Raw genomic sequence first — 21452 nt, 5'->3', positions numbered from 1 at the left:
GCCGTCATGGCTGAACTGACCATTGATTTTTGTGGCGAATGGTATGAACCGTCGCCCGAGGACGTCTTTAGCATTGGCCGTGAAGGCGATATTGAGGTTGACGACAACCCGTATCTGCACCGGAAATTCTTGGAAGTCAGCAAGTATGACGGCATCTGGTGGCTGACCAATTCCGGCACCATGCTCAGCGCCACGATCGCCGATGCAGCCGGTGGCATGCAGGCGTGGATGGCCCCCGGTGCGCGCATCCCACTCGTGTTCGCGCAGACGAATGTGATTTTTACGGCCGGACCCACCACGTACGAGTTCTCCGTGCACTTGGCATCGCCGTCGTTCATGACCCAAAGCCGGGAAGATGATTCCGCCGGGTCCACCACCATTGGTCCGGTGGTCTTCACACCCTCGCAGAAGGCCCTCATTGTGGCGTTGGCTGAGCCCATGCTGCGCCGCGGCGGAACCGGTTTTAGTTCCATCCCGTCATCGACTCAGGCTGCCAAACGGTTGGGCTGGGCACTGACCCGCTTCAACCGCAAGTTGGATAACGTGTGCGACAAACTGGACCGCGTGGGAGTGGTGGGGTTGCGAGGCGGTGGCGGGAAGTTGGCCACCAACCGGCGCGCCCGGCTCGTGGAACACGCTGTCACCTCCCACCTAGTCACCCCCGATGACCTCCCCTTGCTGGAAAGCCAACGCGGAATGGATGATGAATGAGGCTGCGACTGACGCTCCGGCGTGAACCGCAAGAGGACACCAACCTGGCCGTCACCGTGGATGGTTTGGCCTCGGTGGGGGACATCGCCACGGAGTTGTTCCTGTCCGATCCTTCGCGCAAAGGCGCGCAGGCGCCGCCGAATCTTTCCCTGTTGGTGGAAGAGTCCATGGTGGGCGGCGTTCAGGGCCGCACCTTGCCGCCGGAGAGCAACCTGTTGGAGTCCGGGCTACGTCCCGGGGCTACGGTTTCGCTCACCCAGGTCAGCGAAAGTTTTGCCCTGCCCAACCAGGACAGGGGACCGGCAGCGGCCACACTGCGCGTCATGGCCGGCCCGGATGCGGGCAAGGAATTCGCGTTGCCGCAGGGCACCAGCTATGTGGGTCGCGACTTTGACGTAGACGTGCGCCTCAGCGACCCCATGACCTCCAAACGCCATGCCCGCATCACGGTCGGTGAAACGATCGAGATCGTTGACACCGGATCAGCCAACGGGCTGATGATGGAAGGGATCCAGATCTCCCGGGCCATGCTCGGTTCCTCCGACGAGGTGACTCTGGGGGAGACCACCATCTCCGTGGTCAGCCTCGGCCGCGGCTCACAAGCCGGGCCCACCAGTCCGCTGGTGGAATTCAACCGCTCACCGCGGGTGGTGCCTCAGTTCAAGATAGAGAAGCAAACAGTTCCCGCAGGCCCCAAACGCCCGCGCAAGGAACGCTTCCCCGTGGTCATGCTGATTGCCCCCGTGCTCATGGGTGGTGTGATGTTCGCGGTGACCCAAAACCTGTTCAGCATCATCTTCATGGCCATGATGCCGCTGATGATCATCGGCAGCTACATGGACCAGAAGTTCAACGCCAAACGTGAGCTGCGCGAGTCCATTGAGCAGTTCCGTGGCGCCGTCCAAGAGTTCCGTCGCCAAATGACCGCACGGCAACAACGGGAACGCGCCATCCGCCTCGCCGAAAGCCCCTCAACGGCAGAAACCGTTGACGCAATTTACAAACTGGGCCCGATGATGTGGACGCACCGTCCCGAGCACAGCGCCTTCTTGTCTCTGCGTTTGGGCATTGGCCGTCAGCCTTCCCGCACACCCATTGAAGTGGGCGACAGCAACGACACGCTCCCTGAGTACATGGAAGAAGTTCAGGAGATCAAGGCCGAATTCTCCGATATTGACGCTGTTCCCGTGGTGGCACAGTTGCGCAATAGCGGTGCCTTGGGCGTGGCCGGACCTCGCGGCGTGGTGGACGATGTAGCCCGGGCTCTGGTGCTGCAGGCCGTGGGGCTGCATTCTCCGGCTGAACTAGCCGTTGCAGCCATGACCTCCGCAGATTCCAAGCAGCGCTGGGAATGGCTGCAATGGCTGCCGCATGTGGACTCCGTCCATTCACCTCTTGGCTCCGACCACTTGGCGTCCGGCAGCGGCGCCGCAAGCGTTTTGCTGGCCGCACTCGAGGACCTCATGGTCACCCGTGGCGTAAACCTTGCCGCGCACGGCGCCGCGCACCGCGGCATCATGGACCCCAGCAAGGCCGAAACCCCTCCGCCGGCCACCCCCGTCATGCTGGTCATCATTGAAGATGACGTCAAGGTGGACCGGGCTCGTCTGACCCGCCTGACCGAATACGGCGCCGATGCCGGCATTCACATCCTGTGGGTTGCCGGTTCGGTGGAAGCACTGCCGGCTCCCTGCCGCGACTTTGTCCATGTGGCCGAAACTGCCACCACCGGCCAGGTCCGGCTGGGACAGCTCACCTACCCCGTGAGCTGCGAGAGCGTCAGCGTGGAGCTCGCCTCCCAGCTGGCCCGCATGATGGCCCCCGTGGTTGACTCCGGCAAGCCGGTCGACGACGACTCCGATCTTCCGCGAAGCGTGTCCTATGTGGCACTCGCCGGGCACGACATCGTGGAAAGCACCGCCGGAATCGCCGATCGCTGGTTGGAAAACAACTCGGTGGCCTCCCGCGCCGTGAAGAACCGTAAGTACCAGGGCTCCTTGCGTGCCCTGGTCGGTTCCAAGGGTGTGGAACCGATGTACCTGGACTTGAAAACCGAAGGCCCGCACGCCTTGGTGGGTGGCACCACCGGTGCCGGAAAGTCCGAGTTCTTGCAGGCCTGGGTGCTGGGCATGGCGGCCGCCTACAGCCCTGATCGGCTCTCCTTCCTCTTTGTTGATTACAAGGGTGGCGCGGCTTTTGCTGACTGTGTGCAACTGCCCCACACCGTGGGTTTGGTGACAGACCTTTCCCCGCACTTGGTGCGCCGGGCCCTGACCTCGCTGCGTGCCGAACTGCACTACCGCGAGCACCTGCTCAACCGCAAGAAAGCCAAGGACCTGCTCGCCATGGAGCGTGAAGCGGATCCCGAGGCGCCGCCGTCGTTGATCATTGTGGTGGATGAGTTCGCCGCACTGGCCAAGGAAGTGCCGGAGTTCGTTGACGGTGTGGTGGATGTGGCTGCCCGTGGCCGCTCCCTGGGCTTGCATCTGATCCTAGCCACGCAGCGCCCCTCCGGTGTCATCAAGGACAGCCTGCGCGCCAACACGAATATGCGTATTGCCTTGCGCATGGCCGATGTGGATGACTCTCAGGACATTTTGGGTGAGCCCACCGCCGCCTACTTCAGCCCATCTATTCCCGGGCGCGGGGCTGCCAAGACCGGCCCTGGCCGGATTCAGGGTTTCCAAACCGGTTATGCCGGGGGCTGGACCACACGTACGCCGCAACGTCCCCGGATCGACATTGTGGAGATGGACTTTGGTGCCGGTGCCGCGTGGGAGCAGGAGCTTGCCGCGGCTCCCGTGGAAGAGTCGGCCGGTCCCAACGACATCGCCAAAGTGGTGGCCAATATTTCCTTGGCCGCCGTGGAACTGGGTGTCAAACCGCCCCGTAAGCCGTGGCTGAGTGAACTCCCGGAAATTTACGACTTCTCCAAACTGCCCAACCCGCGCACGGATGAGCAACTGGTGTTGGGTGTCATGGATGATCCCGAGCATCAGGCGCAGCCCACGGTGTTCTTTGAGCCCGATCGTGACGGCAATATGGCCATCTTGGGGGCCAGTGGCTCCGGTAAATCGGCGGCACTGCGCACCATTGCCATTGCCGCGGCCATCACCCCGCGCGGTGGTCCCGTGCAGGTCTACGGCATCGATGCGGCCTCCAACGGGTTGCAGATGCTCGAGTCGCTCCCGCACGTAGGTGGCATCATCAATGCCGAGGACGCTGAGCGTGTGGGCCGGTTGCTGCGTTACGTGCGCGGCCTCATCGAGGAGCGGGCCGAGACATTTGCCGCCGTGAAGGCTGGCAGCATCGCCGAATACCGCCGCCTAGCCAATAAGCCCAACGAACCGCGCATCATTGTCATGGTGGACGGGCTGGCCACCTTCCGCGAACTGTACGAGTTCCGGGTCGGCATGAACCAGTTCGAAACCTTGCAGCAGATCGCCACCGACGGCCGTCCCATGGGCGTGCACATTGTCATTGCCGGTGACAGCCCGAAGTCGCTGCCGGCGTCGTTGGCGTCCTCGGTGCAGCGCCTGCTGGTGTTCCGCCTGGCCACGGTCGATGACTATTCCAACCTGGGCCTGCCGCGCGACGTCCTCGACCCCGCCTCGCCTCCTGGCCGTGGCATGATCGACGGCGGCGAAATTCAGATGGCGATCTTCGGCGGGACCCCCAACCTGGCCCTGCAGGCGCGTCAGGTGGCCAGCCTGGGCGAGACCATGCGCCGTCAGGGTGTGCCGCAGGCGCCGCGGATCGAATCGTTGCCGGAAAACCTGGACCTCAACGTCCTCCCGGTTGCCACCTCCGGGAACGTCATCATCGGTGTGGACGATTACAACCTGGAGCCGGCCGGGCTGCAGGCCAGCGGCGCGCTCATGCTGACCGGGCCGCCGTCATCCGGGCGCACCACCGCCCTAGTCACCTTGGCTGAGGCTCTCAAACGGTCGACGCCGGGGACGCGCCGCGTGTACTTCGGCTCACGTCGTTCGGCGATCGCCAACCTGCCGGTATGGGATGAAGCGATTGTGACAGCGGCCGGGTTGGAACCGGAGCTGCAGCGTTTCATCGACCTGGTGGAGAGCGAAACCACACCGGTGGCGTTCTTCATTGAAGGCGTCACCGAGTTTTCCGATTCCGAGGCCGAAATGGATCTGGTCACCCTGATCAAGTCGGCCATCAAGGCGAACTACTTTGTGGTGGGAGAGGCCGAAACCTCCACATGGGCGGCCGCCTGGAATCTGGCCGGACTGTTCAAATCCGGCCGCCGTGGGCTACTGCTGAACCCCAGCGACATTGAGGGCGACACCTTGATGAACACCTCCCTGGGCCGGTTGTACAACAATAAGTTCATCCCGGGCCGCGGCTTCGTCGTGGGCCGGGGCAAGGCGTTCCAATTGCAGGTGGCCACCACCATGGACCACGAACGGTAACTTTTGGGCGGACCCCAGAGTGCTTTGGTGGGCTTGGGTAGTTGTCCCCATCGCACTCTAGAAATGTAGTTGTTAGATTATTCATAGTCGCCCAGTTGGACAAGCCAACACCGGGTCTCTTCTTCAGTAAAGGATGAACATCATGGCAATGCTAGGTAGCGATCCCCAGGACATGGCAGAACTGGTTTCGAAGTTGGCTTCAGCCATCGACCAGATCACCTCTGCAATGAGCACCCTTGACGGCAAGGCACAGTCCGTCCGGTGGGAAGGCCCCGACGCCAACCGCTTCAAGGGCACCACGTGGCCCACGTCCAAGAAGCAGCTCAACAGCGTCATCAACGATCTGACCCAGGTCAAGACCTTGGTGAACAAGCAGAAGATGGAACAGATCTCAGCTTCACGCTAGTCCCCACTCGCCGGCCACAGAAATCGCTGACGCGATTTATGTGGAACCTGGCGAGCGTGGGCCCAGACCGGCTCCCAATTGCGGGGGTCGGTCTGGTATTTAAGGGCCGCTTGAGCTGATTGGTGCGCTGGGGCGGCTTCGTGGGGCAAGATAGAAGCGTGAGCAGCGAGAACGTAGAAAATCAGCCCATTCCCACCGACGCAGACCGTGAACGCTACGGCGTCCTAGTGGATGAGATCCAAAAACACCGGGCAGCGTATTACAACGAGGACGCACCGCTGGTTTCTGACTCGGTGTTCGATCTTTTATATAGCGAGTTGGAAAAGCTTGAGGCGTTGCACCCGGAGTTGGTGACCAACGATTCCCCAACCCAGCTGGTAGGTGGGGATGTCTCGGTGGCGTTTGCCGCCGTCGACCATTTAGCCAGGATGTACTCGCTGGAAGATGTCTTCTCCCTTGCGGAGCTCGAGGCGTGGCTGGTGCGTGCCGCCGCTTCGGTTCAGAAGCAGGGCGGGCAGGCGCCGAAGTGGCTGACCGAGCTGAAGATTGACGGGTTGGCCGTGAATTTGTTGTACCGCGACGGTGTGCTGGTGCGGGCGGCAACGCGCGGCGATGGCACCACGGGTGAGGACATCACGCACAATGTGGCCACCATCAAGGACATTCCGCAGAAGTTGCATGGCAATAATTTTCCTTCTGAGGTGGAGATTCGCGGCGAGGTTTTCATTGCCTCGAAGGACTTCGCCATTCTGAACGAGCAGATGGTGGCGGCCGGTAAAGCGCCGTTTGCGAACCCTCGGAACTCCGCGGCCGGCTCCCTGCGCCAGAAGGATCCGGCGGAGACGGCCAAGCGTCCGCTAAGCATGTTTGTCCACGGGATCGGCGCCCGTGAGGGGCTGTCCACGGCCACCCAGTCGGAAACGTATGAGCTGCTGAAATCGTGGGGCATGCCCATCAGCCCCTACTACAAGGTGCTCGATACGCTGGCTGAAGTCATGGATTTCATCGCCTACTACGGCGAGCACCGGCACGATCTGATTCACGAAATTGACGGCATTGTGGTCAAAGTTGATGACCTGGCTACCCAGCGGGGTCTGGGCCATACTTCACGCGTGCCGCGGTGGTCAGTGGCGTACAAGTACCCGCCGGAGGAAGTCCACACCAAGCTGCTGGACATCCGGGTCAACGTAGGACGAACCGGGCGCGTCACCCCTTACGGCGTCATGGAACCGGTAAAAGTGGCCGGTTCAACGGTGGAAATGGCCACGCTGCACAATCAAGACGTAGTCAAGGCCAAGGGTGTCATGATTGGCGACATCGTCGTGCTGCGAAAAGCAGGAGATGTGATCCCTGAAATTGTGGGCCCTGTTATAGCTCTGCGAGAGAAGCAGAACCCGCCCGTCCATGAGTTCATCATGCCAACCGAGTGCCCGTCCTGTGGCACGCAGCTGGCGCCAGCCAAGGACGGCGATATTGATATTCGCTGCCCCAATGCCCAGTCATGCCCCAGCCAGCTAACAGAACGCGTGGCGCACCTGGCCGGTCGCGGCGGCTTTGACATTGAAGCCTTGGGCTATGAGGCTGCTCGGGCTCTGACGGCCGGACCCGGACCTGACCCAGCTGAAAACTCAGGGATCATTGCCCCCGCCGGCCCCGGCCCTCTGACGAGCGAAGCGCAGGTGTTCGACATCGCCGAACTGGACCTGTCCGGCGTCGTTGTCTGGCGTGAAAAGCGGCTGAAGGGAGAACGCTCTGGCAAGTTCGAGTTGGTGCCGTACTTCTACAGCAAACCGACCGCGAAGAAACCTTCGGCGCCCAAGAAGACGACCATGGATCTGTTCCAGGAGCTTGATAAGGCTAAGACGGCGCCGCTGTGGCGCGTGCTGGTGGCGCTGTCGATCAGGCATGTTGGGCCTACGGCGTCGCGCGCGCTGGCCACCCGGTATGGATCCATGGAAGCGATCCGGGAAGCCCTCCGTGCTCCCGATGTGCGAGAGCAACTAGCCAATGTCAACGGAGTGGGTGCCATTATTGCCGAGGCTCTGATCGAGTGGTTCGCCGTGGACTGGCACCAGGAAATCGTTGACGCGTGGGCTGCCTCGGGTGTGCTGATGGCAGATGCCGAGGACGAATCCGTGCCCCGGACTCTGGAAGGCCTGACCATTGTAGTGACTGGAACGCTCCCAACGCTCAGCCGCGATGAGGCCAAGGAAGCCATCATCACCCGGGGTGGAAAGGCAGCCGGATCGGTTTCCAAAAACACCTCCTACGTGGTGGCTGGCGAGGCCGCCGGCACCAAACTGGACAAGGCCGAGGCGCTGGGCGTTCCCGTGCTGGATGAGGACGGGTTCCGGCAATTGCTGGCGACCGGGCCTGTTCCGGCTGCTGAGGTTGATGCCGAGGGTGATGCTGAGGTTGCCGAGGTTCCCGCCGAGGCCGCCGAGCTCCCGACCGAGACTAACTAACTAAGGATTCCCATGAACCCGTCTGCCGTGACCGTTGATGAACTTCTCGAAGTGGCACTGCGTGCCGCTGCCGCCGGTGCCGCCATACTTGCCGTGCGGGATCCGGCAGGTTTTGCCGCCGCGGAGAAATCCTCCGACGCCGACTGGGTGACAGCCTTTGACGTGGCCGCCGAGAACGCGGTCCGGGCAGTCATTGCCGATGCCCGCCCGCATGACGTCATCACCGGTGAGGAGCTGGCGCCGGCGCTCCCGGCTGAGGCGTCCGGGTACCGGTGGAGCATCGACCCGCTCGATGGCACCATGAACTTCATCCGCAACATTGCCTACTATGGCACCTCGGTCGCCGTCATGGGGCCCGACGGCGAATGGCTCGCCGGGGTGGTCAACGCGCCGGCGCTGCGTCGGATCTATTTCGCGTCCAAGGGCGGTGGCGCGTGGCTGGATGAAACCCGTGCCGACGGCCTGCAGAGTACTCGCCAGCTGCGTGGCCCTGTGGAGTCACGAGGCGGCACGCTGTTGTCCACGTCATTGACGTATGACCCCGATGTGCGGCGCCGGTTGGTTTCAGAACTTGACGGGCGTCTGGACCACTTTGGCGATTTCCGTCGGCTGGGCTCCGCCGCTCTGGAGTTGTGTGCGGTGGCAGAAGGATCGGTGGATGCGTACTTGGAGTATGGCCTGTTCGAGCACGACTTTGCTGCTGGTGGTCTCATTGCCGAAGAGGCCGGGGCCTGGGTGCATCGTCCGAGACTCAGCCCAGCTGTGAACGGTCTGCCCTCGCGCGAAGAGGTGCTTTCCGTGTGGACCGGTGCTTGTGTTCCGGGGCTGGAAGGCAGCTTCGCCCCGGCGGAGTAACGGTCCGGTGGTTTCCGCTGGCGTTCTGGGTTGAGACTGCAGCTGATGCGATAATTTGGGCGGCATTTCTATCACATCAGGTGCAGTTTGGAATCGATGGATGCAGGGTTGACCGCACGAGCTGCTGTTTCGAATTTGATGCTCGGCTGCCAGCATCAACGAAAGGGGTATCGCCATGAAGATCACAGGTACTGGAGCGTTATCCTCGGCGTTTGACGTCACCGGGCTCGCGGTTTCTGCAATGGCAGCGGCCGGGCAGGCTGTGGCTGATCTTGCTCAACGCCTCGGTGTCGCCCCTGCGGAAGTATCCGTCGATCGAGATCTGGCCTCGCTGTGGTTCGGCATGTCGTTCACGCCCAATGGTTGGGAACTGCCACCCGTCTGGGATCCCATCGCTGGCGACTACCGTTGCGCGGACGGCTGGATCCGTCTCCACACCAACGCCCCACACCACAAGGCCGCCGCCCTCGACGTGCTGGGGCTGGGACCTGACGCTGACCGCGCAACGGTGAGAGCCGCCGTCGAACTTTGGGATGGGGAGGCGCTGGAAAACGCGGTGGTTACGGCGAATGGCTGCGCAGCCTTCATGCGATCGGCCGAAGCGTGGCTTGCACATCCGCAGGGCCAGGCTGTTGCTGGTGAACCACTGATTGCGTGGGGTGTTCCGCGCCGAATAAACGACGGCGGGACGCGCCAAGTTGCCCCGCCCGCCACGGCGGAGCGTCCGCTGGCAGGTGTTCGGGTGTTGGATCTGACCCGGATCATTGCCGGACCTGTGACCACGCGTTTTCTGGCGTCGTACGGTGCGCAGGTGTTGCGGATCGATCCGCCGGATTGGGAGGAGCCGGTCCTTGAGGCTGAGCTCACCGTGGGGAAGCGCTGTGCCAGGCTGGACCTGAAAACTGCCGAGGGAATTGCTGCGCTTCATGAGTTGCTCCGCGACGCTGATATTTTCATTCACGGTTACCGGGGCGATGCGCTGGATAAATTGGGTTTGTCGGCGGATGAGCTGGCCCGTCGATATCCCAATCTGATTGATGTGGGGTTAAACGCTTATGGGTGGAGCGGGCCTTGGGCGCATCGGCGCGGTTTTGATTCGCTGGCGCAGATGAGCTGTGGCATTGCAGAAGCTGGAATGGCGCATTTTGGCTCGGCGGAGCCGCACCCCTTACCGGTTCAGGCGCTGGACCATGCCACGGGATATTTGTGCGCAGCTGCCGCCATCAATGCGTGGCGGGACCGCCTCGACGGGACAGTGCGTAGTGCGCGTCTTTCGTTGGCCCGGACGGCGGTGGATTTGATGTGGACGGCGCCCTCGGATCCATATGCGCTTCCACCGGAAATGGACTCGTCTCTTTTGCTACCGGAGGACACTGCGTGGGGACCTGGGTTGCGGCTGCCACCGGCGGTCCAAATTTCAGGCATGGAACCATGCTTTGAAGTTCCGGCTCTGGGCTTGGGTTCGGCCGCGCCGCGCTGGAATTGAAATAGCAGATCAGGAGATTTCTACCGACCCTCCCGGTTGAGGCCCACCCTCTCGGTTGAGACTGCGGCTGATGCGATATGAATCGTGATTTTCTCGCTTCAAGTGCTGTTTGGAATTGGGCCAGAGATCGGATTTGTTCCGGCCCTACTCTCTGTCCCGTCGCCTGGGTAGAAATCAGGGGTGGTTACCCGGGCCACCCCTGAGCCCGGAGCGCGTGCTTGAACATTTGGACGACGTACGCTTCGCCCCTGCGCATATCAGCCTTGTACACTTTGACCTGCAACCAGCCACGCTCGGCCGTTCTCTCATCGCGGTTACGGTCGTATAGCTGTTTTTGCGGTGTCTGATGAATTTCTCCCTCATACTGGCCGCTGGCCTTGAACTCTTCGCAGGCCAGATCAGGCCATACTTCTGGATCTCCAGGAATAGCGTAGTTGGTGGTGAATTCAGGTAGGCCTGCACGCTGAAGGATGAGGCGCAGCCGCGATTCCGGACGTGAATCCACGCCAACGCGCATTAGGTCCAAAGCGGCTCGGGCCTTGACTAGACCCCTGACGTGGTGCCGGTTCAACACATAGGCGCGCAGTTTCTCAGCCGAGACCACTGGTGGCTTGGGTGGTTCGAAAGCCCTGTCGTGTTCACAGATCAAAAAGTCGGCTACGGCCACCAAATCGTCCAGACTCAACAGAGCACTAAGGTCCAGAAATGTCCGTTCTGGCGATGTGACCGGGATGTCCTCGATCAGCATGATGTCGTTTGATACAAGTGCGTTGCTGTGGCCGATCACGCTTTTGCGCCGGATTTGGGCCGACTTCGCTGGGCGCGTGACATGAATTGTCTTGATTTCATCGTAAAACCAAGGCAGCGGGAACCCATGCAGTTGTGCTGCAGTCACGTGGGAGATACAGCTCGAGTCGCACAACAACGTGTAGGGACGCACCCGGTCGAGGAGTGTCTGCTGGATGCCGAGTGGAACACGGACACTCCTACTAGGGGTGCTGAGCGTGGAGGCGCGCAAATGGCTTCGCGTCGCACCGACCGCCAGCCCCTCACTGAAAGTGAAAGACCGCTGGATCAGCTGTTGGAATTTCCTCGGGCGGGCGACCATAAGCCAAGTCTGGCGCATTTTGGATTCCGACGTCCGTAGTTATCCACAGGTTGCCACGCCTGAACCTTGAAGGGCCGATTCCAAATAGCAGATGATGCGAGTCACCGCGGATGCATCTAATCCAGACTGCAGCTGATGCGACAAATTTGCCGGATTTGCCGCATTAGCTGCAGTTTGGAAACGCCACAGGCAAGTTCCGGCGCCGGACTTGTACCAAGAAACAAGCCAATAAACTGGACCAAGAAACAAAACACGAACCAAACCAAGAACCAGCGCCCGGAAACCACCAGAAAGCCACACGTATGAGCACCACAGTTCGCCCCATCGCCGAAGAAGACTTCAACGCCGTTGCCCGGATTACGGCCGATGCCTACCTCGGTGCCGGATACTTTGACAGCGCCGAGTATCCGTACATGCAAAAGATCATGCAGGTGGGGGAGCGGGCAGCAGTGGCCCCGATGATCGTGGCGGAGCGCAACGGTGAGGTGATTGGCTCGGCGACTCTGGCCGTTTATGGCGATGAGTGGGCGGACATTGCACTGGAGAATGAGCTTGAATTCCGGCTCCTCGTGGTGGATCCCGCCGTGCAGCGAAGCGGTGCCGGCCGGGCCATGGTCGAGTGGATCGTGGCGCACGCTCGCGGGCTAGATGGTATCCGTGCCGTGAGCCTGACCACGGGCGATGACTGGCACGGCGCCCACGCACTCTACCAAAAGCTGGGCTTTACCCGTGCGCCTGAACGTGATTGGCCCATTCCCGAAAACGGCAAGATGCTCAGGGTGTATCGAATGGCTCTCTAAGGCCAGCAGTATGATGACCGTATGTGGCATGTCGCGTCCACACCAGGCGCCCCGGGTTCCCGGAAGTGAGCGCGCCGGCGAAAGTAAAAGAGGCCGGTAGCTCCTGGCGTGCACGGCGCCAATCCCTGAACTCGATCGTGGACTATGCGGCATTCATTTTCGGTGCCTTCGCAGCTCTCTGGCTTGCCTATCTGGTACTTTCCGAAGGCTTTTTCAGCGGCTGGTACATGGTCTCCTTCCTGGTCCTGTTCTGGATGGTATTGGCGTATCTGGTCTTGCCGCGGCTGCACCGGATCCTGACCAAAATCTACGTCCCCGACTACTTCATCGGCCGTGCCCGAACCATCGACGGTCTGCTGGGGGACCCCATCAACCTGGCAGTCGTGGGCAGCGAGGCGCAGCTCCATGAGGCGATGATTCGAGCTGGTTGGATCAGGGCGGATCCGATCACGCTGCGTACGAGCTGGCGCATTGTCACCTCCACGATCCTGAGGCGAAGCTACGATGAGGCCCCGGTCAGTCCGCTGTTGCTCTTTGGACAGCAACAGGACCTCGCCTATCAGCAGGAGGTGGCCGGCAATCCCGCCAAACGCCACCATGTCCGGTTCTGGTGTTGCCCCGACGGCTGGATTCTCCCGGGCGGCTACCGTGCCGATTGGGTGGCGGCCGGTACCTTTGACCGCGCCGTGGGTTTCTCCCTCTTCACCCTGCAGATCACGCACAAAATTGCCCCCGATACCGACCGTGAACGCGACCATATTGTGCATTCGATCCAAGAGGACGACCCCGATATTGAGGTGCGTGTCATCAAGGATTTCTCCAGCGGCTACCACTCTCGTAACGGGGGAGGGGACTCCTTAGTTACCGATGGAGACTTACCCGTGGTCGACGTCGGACATGTCACCCTCGCGCCCGACGGTGACCCGATGGGTCCTGATACCGACGCCCGGCGGGCGGAAGCGGCGAACCGGCGCCCCATACCAACCGCCCTCGGAGTGCTGCTCATGGCGCTTCGTTTTGTGGTGGGGATCGTGACGATCGCCTTGATGGTCAAGGACTGGAACGCGGCCGTTGCCAGCACCGCCGCCAGCCTAGACACGGCGGATCAACAAACTATCAGTGCGGTTCTGGCGGTGGTCATTGGAATCTCCGGTATTGCCTTCCTTATATACGGGCTGCTGGCGGTGTTGATTCTGCGCGGCAGCAAATGGGCAAGAATTGCTACATTGGCGTTTAGCGTCGGCTTCGTTATTCAGGCTGCCCTCACGCTGTTGCACGGTGGAAACGTCTCGCTGGCGGAGAATCCGCTGGGCCTGCCACTGGATATCCTGGTGCTGCTGGCACTCTCGGCCCGCAGTTCCCGCCTCTGGGCGCGGCGCGAGCGCTAGGCGAGAAAAGCTGTCACGGAACAGGCGCCGCCGTCGAAAAACGCAATGAAATCCACGGGTGGGCACTCTTGCCTTTAGAGTGGTGGCTCCAATATTCGGGTGCAACGCCCACAACGCAAGAGGACAAACACGTGCGCAAAATTTATGGTTCTGGCTCCAGCTGGGAGAAGACCCTTGGCTACTCCCGCGCAGTGCAGGTCAACGACACCCTTTACATCTCAGCGACCTCGGCTGCCGGCCCGGACGGGACCGTCGTTGGCGAGGACTTTTACGGCCAGAGCGCCTATATCCTGAGCAAGCTGGAGGCTGTGCTGGCCGAGGCGGGGTTCTCTTTTGCCGACGTGGTTCAATCCAAGATTTACCTGACGGACATCGCCGCTTGGGAAGAAGCCGGCCGTGCCCACGGTGAGATTTTTGGCGAGATCCGTCCCACCATGGCCTTGGTCCACGTGCTGCCGTTCCTTGACCCGGCCATGAAGGTCGAGATCGAACTCGTCGCCCAGCGCTAAAAGAACGGGCCAACGCGGGGGCGTGCCACGGGAGACGGGGCACTCACCTGTACTTGCGGGTGCCCCTCGCAGCGTTCCCAAGGAAGTAACCCTGAACGCTCAGCAGAGACAGGCATCTCATGACAGGCGGGATTTGCGTTGCGCCATGAGAGATAAGCTAGTGTGGACAACTTTTTCTTTTTTGTAGGGGAGATCCATGGCTGCGATCAACCGTGACGACGTGGCGCATTTGGCGCAACTGGCTCACATTGAGATGAGCGACGACGAATTGGACCGCATGGCCACTGAGCTGGCAGTAATTGTGGATTCAGTTAAGAGCGTCAGCGAGGCTGCAGGGGCCGATGTGCCCGCCACCTCGCACCCGATTCCGCTGACGAACGTCATGCGTGAAGACGTTGTGGGCCACGTGCTCACCGTTGAAGAAGCACTCTCGGGTGCCCCGGATGCTGCTTCCGGCCGTTTCAAGGTTCCCGCAATTCTGGAGGAGAGCTAATCCATGAGTGCATCTGAATTGATCCGCTCCAGCGCCGCCGTCATGGCCGCCAAGCTGGCCGCCGGCGAAATCACCTCCGTTGAACTGGTCCAGGCTCACCTTAATCGCATTGCCGAGATCGACGGCGGTGAGCGCGGCATCCACGCGTTCTTGCACGTCAACGGCGAAGAGGCGCTCGCCGTCGCTGCCGATGTTGACGCCCGCCGCGCCGCAGGCGAGGAGCTCCACGAGCTCGCCGGTGTGCCGATCGCCATCAAGGACTTGATCGTCACGAAGGGCCAGCCCACCACGGCTGCCTCCAAGATCCTCGAGGGCTGGATGAGCCCGTACGACGCCACCGTCATCAAGAAGATCCGCGCCGCACGCATGCCGATGTTGGGCAAGACCAACCTCGATGAATTCGCGATGGGTTCCTCCACCGAGCACTCCGCGTATGGCCTGACCCGCAACCCCTGGGACCTGGACCGGATCCCCGGCGGTTCCGGCGGTGGCTCGGCTGCTGCTGTTGCCTCCTTCGAAGCTCCGTTGGCGCTGGGTACAGACACCGGCGGCTCCATTCGCCAGCCCGGTTCAGTCACCGGAACCGTTGGCGTGAAGCCCACCTATGGTGCGGTTTCGCGGTACGGTGCCATCGCCATGGCATCTTCACTGGATCAGATTGGCCCGGTATCTCGCACGGTGCTTGACTCGGCTCTGCTGCAGGAAGTCATTGGCGGCTATGATCCCCAAGACTCCACCTCCCTGACCGATCCCTCCACCGGCCTCGCCGACGCCGCCCGCTTGGGCAACGTCAAGGGCATGAAGATCGGTGTCATCAAGGAACTTCACGGCGAAGGCTTCCAGACCGGCGTCGAGAACCGTTTCAACGAATCCTTGGAGCTGTTGCGCGAAGCGGGTGCCGAAATCGTTGAGGTTTCCTGCCCTAACTTCGGCTACGCTCTGGGCGCCTACTACCTGATCATGCCTTCCGAGGCGTCTTCCAACCTCGCCAAGTTCGACGGCGTCCGCTTCGGTACGCGCACTTTACCCACCGAAGGCCCGCTCACCATTGAGCGCGTCATGGGTGCCACTCGCGCCGCCGGCTTCGGCGACGAGGTCAAGCGCCGCATCATCTTGGGAACCTACGCCTTGAGCGCTGGTTACTACGATGCCTACTACGGCTCAGCCCAGCGCGTGCGCACCCTGGTGCAGCGCGACTTCGAAGCAGCATTCGCTCAGGTTGACGTGCTGATCTCCCCGACCACACCCACCACGGCGTTCAAGCTCGGCGAGAAGCTCGATGATCCGCTGTCCATGTACCTTCAGGACGTTGCCACCATCCCGGCCAACCTGGCCGGTATCCCCGGTCTGACCCTGCCAGGCGGTCTTGCTGACGAAGACGGCCTGCCCGTAGGCATTCAGCTGCTGGCCCCGGCCCGCGAAGACGCCCGCGTCTACCGTGTTGGTGCTGTTCTGGAATCCCTGCTCGAAGCCAAGTGGGGCGGCCCCATGCTGAACCAGGCTCCGGACCTCGCATCTACAGCTGTTGCAGCCGAGGAGGCTAAGTAATGACTACTGAAACCATTTTGAGCTTCGAAGAGGCCATGGAAAAGTACGAACCCGTTCTCGGGTTCGAGGTGCACGTTGAGCTGAACACCAAGACCAAGATGTTCTCCTCCGCACCCAACGTGTTTGGCGACGAGCCCAACACCAACGTCAACGAAGTCTGCCTGGGTCTGCCCGGCGTCCTTCCGGTTGTGAACAGACAGGCCGTTGAGTCATCAATCCTGATCGGCTTGGCACTAAACTGCAAGATTGCCCCGCACAGCACCTTTGCGCGCAAGCAGTACTTCTACCCGGACACACCGAAGAACTTCCAGACCTCGCAGTACGATGACCCCATCTGCTACGACGGCTGGATCGACATTGAGCTCGAAGACGGCACGGTTTTTCATGTCGAGATCGAACGCGCACACATGGAAGAAGACGCCGGAAAGCTGACCCACATGGGCGGTTCCACGGGCCGCATCCAAGGTGCTGACTTCTCCCTGGTGGACTACAACCGTTCAGGCGTGCCGCTGGTTGAAATCGTCACCAAGACCATCGAGGGCGCCGGTTCACGTGCCCCCGAGCTGGCCAAGGCCTATGTTGCGGCCATCCGTGAAATCGTGAAGAACTTGGGCGTTTCCGAAGCCAAGATGGAGCACGGCAACGTCCGTTGCGACGCCAACGTTTCCCTGCGCCCGCACGGCCAGGAAAAGCTCGGTACCCGTACCGAGACGAAGAACGTGAACTCGTTGCGCGCCGTCGAAAATGCCGTGAAGTTCGAGATCCAGCGCCACGCTGCCGTCTTGGATTCCGGCACGCCGATCACGCAGGAAACCCGTCACTGGCATGAGGACACCAAGTCCACCACCTCGGGCCGTCCCAAGTCTGACGCTGATGACTACCGCTACTTCCCGGAACCGGACCTGGTGCCCATCGTCACCAGCGCCGCCTGGGTTGAAGAACTCCGCGCCACCTTGCCCGAGCCGCCGGCCGAGCGCCGCAAGCGCCTGCAGGCTGACTGGGGCTACAGCGATCTGGAGTTCCGCGACGTTGTCAACGCCGCTCTCTTGGACGAAATCGAAGAGACCATTGCCGCCGGTGCCACCGCCGCAGCAGCGCGCAAGTGGTGGATGGGCGAGATCGCCCGCCGTGCCAAGCTGGCCGATGTTGACCCCGCAGCGCTGGGTGTCACGCCCGCCGTCGTGGTTGAGATTGAAAAGCTCATCGCAACAGGTGCCATCAATGACAAGTTGGCCCGCAAGGTGCTCGACGGCGTCCTTGAGGGTGAGGGTACGCCCACCGAGGTTGTGGCCAAGCGTGGCCTGGCTGTTGTCTCCGACGACGGCGCGCTGCAGACCGCCATCGATGAAGCTCTCGCAGCCCAGCCTGACGTGGCGGAGAAGATCCGTGGCGGCAAGATCCAGGCTGTTGGCGCCATTGTTGGTGGCGTGATGAAGGTGACTCGCGGACAGGCCGATGCGGCCCGCGTGCGCGAGCTGATCCTGGAGACGCTCGGTGTAGAGGGCTAAACACCCCGCCCGAAACAGCGTTACCAAGAGCCGCGACTTCTCTCAGGAAGTTGCGGCTCTTGGCGTCTGGGCTGCAGAAACCTCTGGGCTGCAGAAACCTCGTGCGCGCCGACGAGAGCTGGAGTTAGCCGCGAGATCGGTGGTTACACTGCGGTTCTGGTGGCTAACCCCAGCTCAAGTTGATATTCCAGTCCTCACGGAGCCCCCTATGCAGCGGAGGCTACGAGCTCCGCCATGACTTCTTGCATCGCGTGGGCAGCCAGCTGGACCGAGGCCCGCCGCAGATTCTCCGGCCGAGCCAGCAGGTCAATTCGGCGCCGCGTATTGATGCCCGTCAACGGCCGCAGCACCACAGTAGGGTTGGTCCCGCCGCCAGGATTTAGCACCGGACCGGAGGTGTACCGCGGCAGCAATCCGATGACCTCACCCGTGGATACCAGCGCAGCGGCTGCCGAGTAGTCGTTGATCCGATGCAGCACCTCAACGGGATGGCTGGCCATGGCGCCCACGGCCACCAGCACGTCCGCGGGGGAGTAGCCGCTGCGGCTGCTCACCCATGGATAGCGCACGACGTCGGCCGCGGACACCGCCGCTTTGGCGGCCAGTGGGTGGTCAATCGCCACGGCAACGTCGAGTGGTTCGCGGGCCAGCGGGATGACGCGGAGTCCCGGCTGTGGCCACGGCGGGCTGTGATCCATACGGTGTGCCAACACCAGATCGTAACGGGCCGTCAAGGCCGCAAAGTCCTGCTGCGCCACGTCCTCATCAGAAAAGCGCAGCTGCGGCACAGTGGCAGTACCGCCCACCCCACCCGCGGCGCGGCGTGCCGCCAGCTTCCGGACCAGCGGCGCGAAGAGAGCCTGCCCGGCGCTGTGAAAACCACTGATGGTGACGGTTCCACTGGTGTCGTCCTGATAGGCGCCGATGGCGGCCTGCGCCGCGGCCATGGCGTCCATGACTTGCGCCCCGGCACTGGCGAGCACCTTGCCCGCCTCGGTCAGCACCAGATTCCGGCCATCGCGGCGAGTCAACGGAGTGTCTATATGGCGCTGTAGCAACGCAATTTGCTGAGACACAGCCGACGGCGTCACGGACAGGGTATCGGCCACGGCCTTGACGCTACCCAGCTCGCCCAGCTCACGCAGCATATGCAGTTGATGGAGTTCCATGCCACCAGCCTACAGTTTAGGTTTTACTTAATCCACGATGGAGAAATTATCGATTGTCCTAAACGGTTTTGCGGGTTCTAATGGACACTAAGCCTCCTGAAAATGACGCAATGAAGCACGTAATCCACCCAGCATCGGACATTGACGTCCGCACCACCGCACCACGAAAGAGCTGCCCATGAAAGCACTGTACAAATCCGGTCCACACGCTGGGTTCGAACTCGTTGAACGCCCGGAGCCGGAAGCCGGAGACGGCGAGGTGAAGATCCGCGTCCACACCACGGGCCTGTGCGGAACAGATCTGCACATTCAGGCATGGGACGCCTGGGCCGCAGCAACCATCAACGCCCCACTCATTGCCGGCCACGAATTCTACGGTGAAGTGGTGGAAGTGGGTGCCGAGGTCAATGACGTCAAAGTGGGGGACAAGGTCTCCGGCGAAGGTCACGTGGTGTGCGGTTTGTGCCGCAACTGCCGCGCCGGCCGCCGCCACATGTGCATCAATACGGTCTCCGTAGGCGTGCAGCGTGATGGCGCCTTCGCCGAATATGTGGTCATCCCCGAATCCAATGTTTGGGTGCACAAAGACCCCTCCATCACCCCTGAACTCGGCGCCATCTTCGATCCGCTGGGCAACGCCGTCCACACCGCCCTGAGCTTCGGCCTGGTCGGCGAAGACGTCCTCGTCACCGGCGCTGGACCGATTGGACTGATGGCTGTGGCCGTGGCTCGCCACGCCGGCGCCCGCAAGATTGCCATCACCGATGTCTCCGAACCGCGCCTGGCCATGGCCGCCGCGATGGGTGCCGACCTCGCCGTCAACGTCGCCACCACCCGCGTGAAAGATGCGCAGCTGCAGTTAGACATGTGCGAGGGCTTTGACATCGGCCTGGAAATGTCCGGCCACCCCACGGCCCTGCAGGAAATGATCGACAACATGAACCACGGCGGCCGCATCGCCATGCTGGGCCTGCCCAGCTCAGCGATCGACATTAACTGGGGCAAAGTGGTCACCCACATGCTCACCCTCAAGGGCATCTACGGGCGCGAAATGTTTGAAACCTGGTACGCCATGTCCGCTATGCTCTCCTCCAACCCCGTGCTGCGCGCGGCCGTGGCTAGTGTTGTCACTGATGTTCTGCCCGCCACCGAATGGGAGCAAGCCTTCGAGATCGCCCGCTCCGGCCGCGGCGGCAAAGTGGTCCTCGACTGGACCGTTTTCGCCTAAAGTAGCTCCGTTTTCTTAAGCACGACGGCGTCAGGCGCCTCCCGCCGTCGTCCATCCCGCCACTGTACTCGCCACCACAGACCACTCGCACCAGACTAAGGAATCCCATGTACACCTCCATGAAAGATGAGCTCACCGCCGAACTGGCGCAGATCCGCACCGCGGGACTGTTCAAGACCGAGCGCAAGATCAGCTCCGCGCAGTCCAGCCACATCACGGCCGGAGCGCTGGACGGCGAGGGTGCGCCCGTGCTGAACTTCTGCGCCAACAACTACCTGGGCCTGGCCGATCACCCGGAGATCATCGGCGCCGCCAAGAACGCCATGGACAGCCACGGCTTCGGCATGGCCAGCGTGCGCTTTATCTGCGGCACCCAGGATCTGCACCTGGAACTGGAAGCGGCCGTCTCGAGGTTCCTGGGCACCGAGGACACCATTCTGTTCTCCTCGTGCTTTGATGCCAACGGCGGTGTGTTTGAGTCCCTGTTCGGCTCAGAGGACGCCATCATTTCCGACTCCCTGAACCACGCTTCCATCATTGACGGCATCCGCCTGTCCAAGGCTGCGCGCTTCCGTTACGCCAACCAAGACATGGCCGATTTAGAAACCCAGTTGCAGGGCGCCGCAGCACTGCGTGATGGTGCAGGGGCCCGGCGCACCATCATCGTCACCGACGGCGTATTCTCCATGGACGGTTTCCTGGCCCCACTTGAAGCCATCTGCGACCTCGCCGAGCAGTACGGCGCCCTGGTCATGGTGGATGATTCCCACGCCGTGGGCTTCATGGGCGCCACCGGTGCCGGCACACCCGAGCACGCCGGCGTCTCCGACCGCGTGGACATTTACACGGGCACCTTCGGCAAGGCCCTGGGCGGCGCGTCGGGCGGCTACGTCGCCGGCCGCGGCGAAATTGTCGCGATGTTGCGTCAAAGGGCGCGCCCTTACCTGTTCTCCAACTCCTTGGCCCCCGCCATTGTGGCTGCCACGCTCAAGGCGCTGGAACTCGTGGCCGGCTCGGCCGAGCTGCGCACGAAGCTGTTTGAGAACGCCGCCCTGTTCCGACGCCGCATGAGCGAGGAGGGCTTTGAACTGCTCCCCGGCGAGCACGCCATTGTCCCGGTCATGTTCGGCGACGCCGTGGAAGCCGCTCGCGTGGCCGATGCCATCTTGGCGCACGGCGTGTTCGTCACGGCCTTCAGTTTCCCCGTGGTCCCGCGCGGTGCCGCCCGCATCCGGGTGCAGCTTTCGGCCGCGCATAGTGCGGACGACGTCGAAACGTGCGTACGCGCCTTTGTCGCCGCCCGCGGGGTGGTGGCTTAACCTGTATACGCACCATTCATTGTTAC

At 62.0% G+C, this 21452-nt stretch carries 16 protein-coding genes; 14 read left to right on the top strand and 2 right to left on the bottom strand.

Features of this window, described 5'->3' with window-relative positions; genetic code table 11:
* The first annotated feature begins 6 nt into the window (after positions 1-6).
* From AB0P14_RS01125 to AB0P14_RS01100, 6 genes are all read left to right on the top strand, one after another.
* Positions 7-711, top strand: coding sequence for a hypothetical protein (locus AB0P14_RS01125; protein ID WP_363836684.1), 705 nt, complete (start codon positions 7-9; stop codon positions 709-711).
* Positions 708-5144, top strand: coding sequence for an FtsK/SpoIIIE domain-containing protein (locus tag AB0P14_RS01120; RefSeq protein WP_363836682.1), 4437 nt, complete (start codon positions 708-710; stop codon positions 5142-5144). Before AB0P14_RS01125 ends, AB0P14_RS01120 begins: the two co-directional genes overlap by 4 nt.
* A gap of 142 nt (positions 5145-5286) precedes the next feature.
* Positions 5287-5550, top strand: coding sequence for a hypothetical protein (locus AB0P14_RS01115; RefSeq protein WP_363836680.1), 264 nt, complete (start codon positions 5287-5289; stop codon positions 5548-5550).
* A 158-nt stretch (positions 5551-5708) separates the two neighbouring features.
* The gene (gene ligA, locus AB0P14_RS01110) at positions 5709-8015 is read left to right on the top strand and encodes an NAD-dependent DNA ligase LigA (protein WP_363836679.1); all 2307 of its coding nucleotides are present in this window, start codon (positions 5709-5711) and stop codon (positions 8013-8015) included.
* Between the two features lie 12 nt (positions 8016-8027).
* A complete protein-coding gene (locus AB0P14_RS01105; protein ID WP_363836677.1) occupies positions 8028-8870 on the top strand; it encodes an inositol monophosphatase family protein in 843 nt (280 codons plus the stop codon).
* A 175-nt stretch (positions 8871-9045) separates the two neighbouring features.
* Positions 9046-10356 carry a CoA transferase gene (locus AB0P14_RS01100; protein WP_363836675.1) on the top strand — a complete coding sequence of 437 codons (1311 nt, stop codon included), beginning with the start codon at positions 9046-9048 and terminating at the stop codon, positions 10354-10356.
* Positions 10357-10540: 184 nt separating this feature from the next.
* On the opposite strand, the gene AB0P14_RS01095 is transcribed toward AB0P14_RS01100, so the two are convergent.
* Positions 10541-11251, bottom strand: coding sequence for a hypothetical protein (locus AB0P14_RS01095; RefSeq protein WP_363836674.1), 711 nt, complete (start codon positions 11249-11251; stop codon positions 10541-10543).
* 515 nt (positions 11252-11766) lie between these two features.
* Between AB0P14_RS01095 and AB0P14_RS01090 the strand changes: the two genes are divergently transcribed.
* The 6 genes from AB0P14_RS01090 to gatB all read left to right on the top strand — a co-directional run bounded on the left by AB0P14_RS01090 (position 11767) and on the right by gatB (position 17710).
* Positions 11767-12264, top strand: a complete 498-nt coding sequence (locus tag AB0P14_RS01090; RefSeq protein ID WP_363836672.1) for a GNAT family N-acetyltransferase — start codon at positions 11767-11769, stop codon at positions 12262-12264.
* Between the two features lie 65 nt (positions 12265-12329).
* Positions 12330-13652 carry an LssY C-terminal domain-containing protein gene (locus AB0P14_RS01085; protein WP_363836671.1) on the top strand — a complete coding sequence of 441 codons (1323 nt, stop codon included), beginning with the start codon at positions 12330-12332 and terminating at the stop codon, positions 13650-13652.
* Positions 13653-13783: 131 nt separating this feature from the next.
* Positions 13784-14161, top strand: a complete 378-nt coding sequence (locus AB0P14_RS01080; protein ID WP_363836669.1) for a RidA family protein — start codon at positions 13784-13786, stop codon at positions 14159-14161.
* A gap of 196 nt (positions 14162-14357) precedes the next feature.
* Positions 14358-14654 carry an Asp-tRNA(Asn)/Glu-tRNA(Gln) amidotransferase subunit GatC gene (gene gatC / locus AB0P14_RS01075; RefSeq protein ID WP_363836668.1) on the top strand — a complete coding sequence of 99 codons (297 nt, stop codon included), beginning with the start codon at positions 14358-14360 and terminating at the stop codon, positions 14652-14654.
* A gap of 3 nt (positions 14655-14657) precedes the next feature.
* Entirely contained in the window at positions 14658-16202 is a 1545-nt protein-coding gene (gene gatA / locus AB0P14_RS01070; protein WP_363836666.1) for an Asp-tRNA(Asn)/Glu-tRNA(Gln) amidotransferase subunit GatA, read from the top strand.
* A complete protein-coding gene (gene gatB / locus AB0P14_RS01065; RefSeq protein WP_363836664.1) occupies positions 16202-17710 on the top strand; it encodes an Asp-tRNA(Asn)/Glu-tRNA(Gln) amidotransferase subunit GatB in 1509 nt (502 codons plus the stop codon). Before gatA ends, gatB begins: the two co-directional genes overlap by 1 nt.
* Positions 17711-17916: 206 nt before the next feature.
* Here gatB and AB0P14_RS01060 read toward each other — a convergent pair whose 3' ends face one another.
* A complete protein-coding gene (locus AB0P14_RS01060) occupies positions 17917-18879 on the bottom strand; it encodes a LysR family transcriptional regulator (protein ID WP_363836663.1) in 963 nt (320 codons plus the stop codon).
* A 178-nt stretch (positions 18880-19057) separates the two neighbouring features.
* Between AB0P14_RS01060 and tdh the strand changes: the two genes are divergently transcribed.
* Both tdh and AB0P14_RS01050 read left to right on the top strand, forming a co-directional pair.
* Positions 19058-20107 carry an L-threonine 3-dehydrogenase gene (gene tdh, locus AB0P14_RS01055; protein ID WP_363836661.1) on the top strand — a complete coding sequence of 350 codons (1050 nt, stop codon included), beginning with the start codon at positions 19058-19060 and terminating at the stop codon, positions 20105-20107.
* A 107-nt stretch (positions 20108-20214) separates the two neighbouring features.
* Entirely contained in the window at positions 20215-21426 is a 1212-nt protein-coding gene (locus AB0P14_RS01050; RefSeq protein ID WP_363836660.1) for a glycine C-acetyltransferase, read from the top strand.
* Positions 21427-21452: the final 26 nt, after the last annotated feature.

Source organism: Specibacter sp. NPDC078709, assembly GCF_040686795.1.
GTDB lineage: Bacteria > Actinomycetota > Actinomycetes > Actinomycetales > Micrococcaceae > Specibacter.
The sequence above is the reverse complement of the archived record's forward strand: the minus strand, read 5'-3'. Positions and strand labels throughout refer to the sequence as shown.

Bases quoted from the DNA above. Each gene is read 5' to 3' on its own strand.
- AB0P14_RS01125 (WP_363836684.1), top strand. From the start codon at position 7: ATGGCTGAACTGACCATTGATTTTTGTGGCGAATGGTATGAACCGTCG.
- AB0P14_RS01120 (WP_363836682.1), top strand. From the start codon at position 708: ATGAGGCTGCGACTGACGCTCCGGCGTGAACCGCAAGAGGACACCAAC.
- AB0P14_RS01115 (WP_363836680.1), top strand. From the start codon at position 5,287: ATGGCAATGCTAGGTAGCGATCCCCAGGACATGGCAGAACTGGTTTCG.
- AB0P14_RS01105 (WP_363836677.1), top strand. From the start codon at position 8,028: ATGAACCCGTCTGCCGTGACCGTTGATGAACTTCTCGAAGTGGCACTG.
- AB0P14_RS01100 (WP_363836675.1), top strand. From the start codon at position 9,046: ATGAAGATCACAGGTACTGGAGCGTTATCCTCGGCGTTTGACGTCACC.
- AB0P14_RS01090 (WP_363836672.1), top strand. From the start codon at position 11,767: ATGAGCACCACAGTTCGCCCCATCGCCGAAGAAGACTTCAACGCCGTT.
- gatC (WP_363836668.1), top strand. From the start codon at position 14,358: ATGGCTGCGATCAACCGTGACGACGTGGCGCATTTGGCGCAACTGGCT.
- gatA (WP_363836666.1), top strand. From the start codon at position 14,658: ATGAGTGCATCTGAATTGATCCGCTCCAGCGCCGCCGTCATGGCCGCC.
- gatB (WP_363836664.1), top strand. From the start codon at position 16,202: ATGACTACTGAAACCATTTTGAGCTTCGAAGAGGCCATGGAAAAGTAC.
- AB0P14_RS01060 (WP_363836663.1), bottom strand. From the start codon at position 18,879: ATGGAACTCCATCAACTGCATATGCTGCGTGAGCTGGGCGAGCTGGGT.
- tdh (WP_363836661.1), top strand. From the start codon at position 19,058: ATGAAAGCACTGTACAAATCCGGTCCACACGCTGGGTTCGAACTCGTT.
- AB0P14_RS01050 (WP_363836660.1), top strand. From the start codon at position 20,215: ATGTACACCTCCATGAAAGATGAGCTCACCGCCGAACTGGCGCAGATC.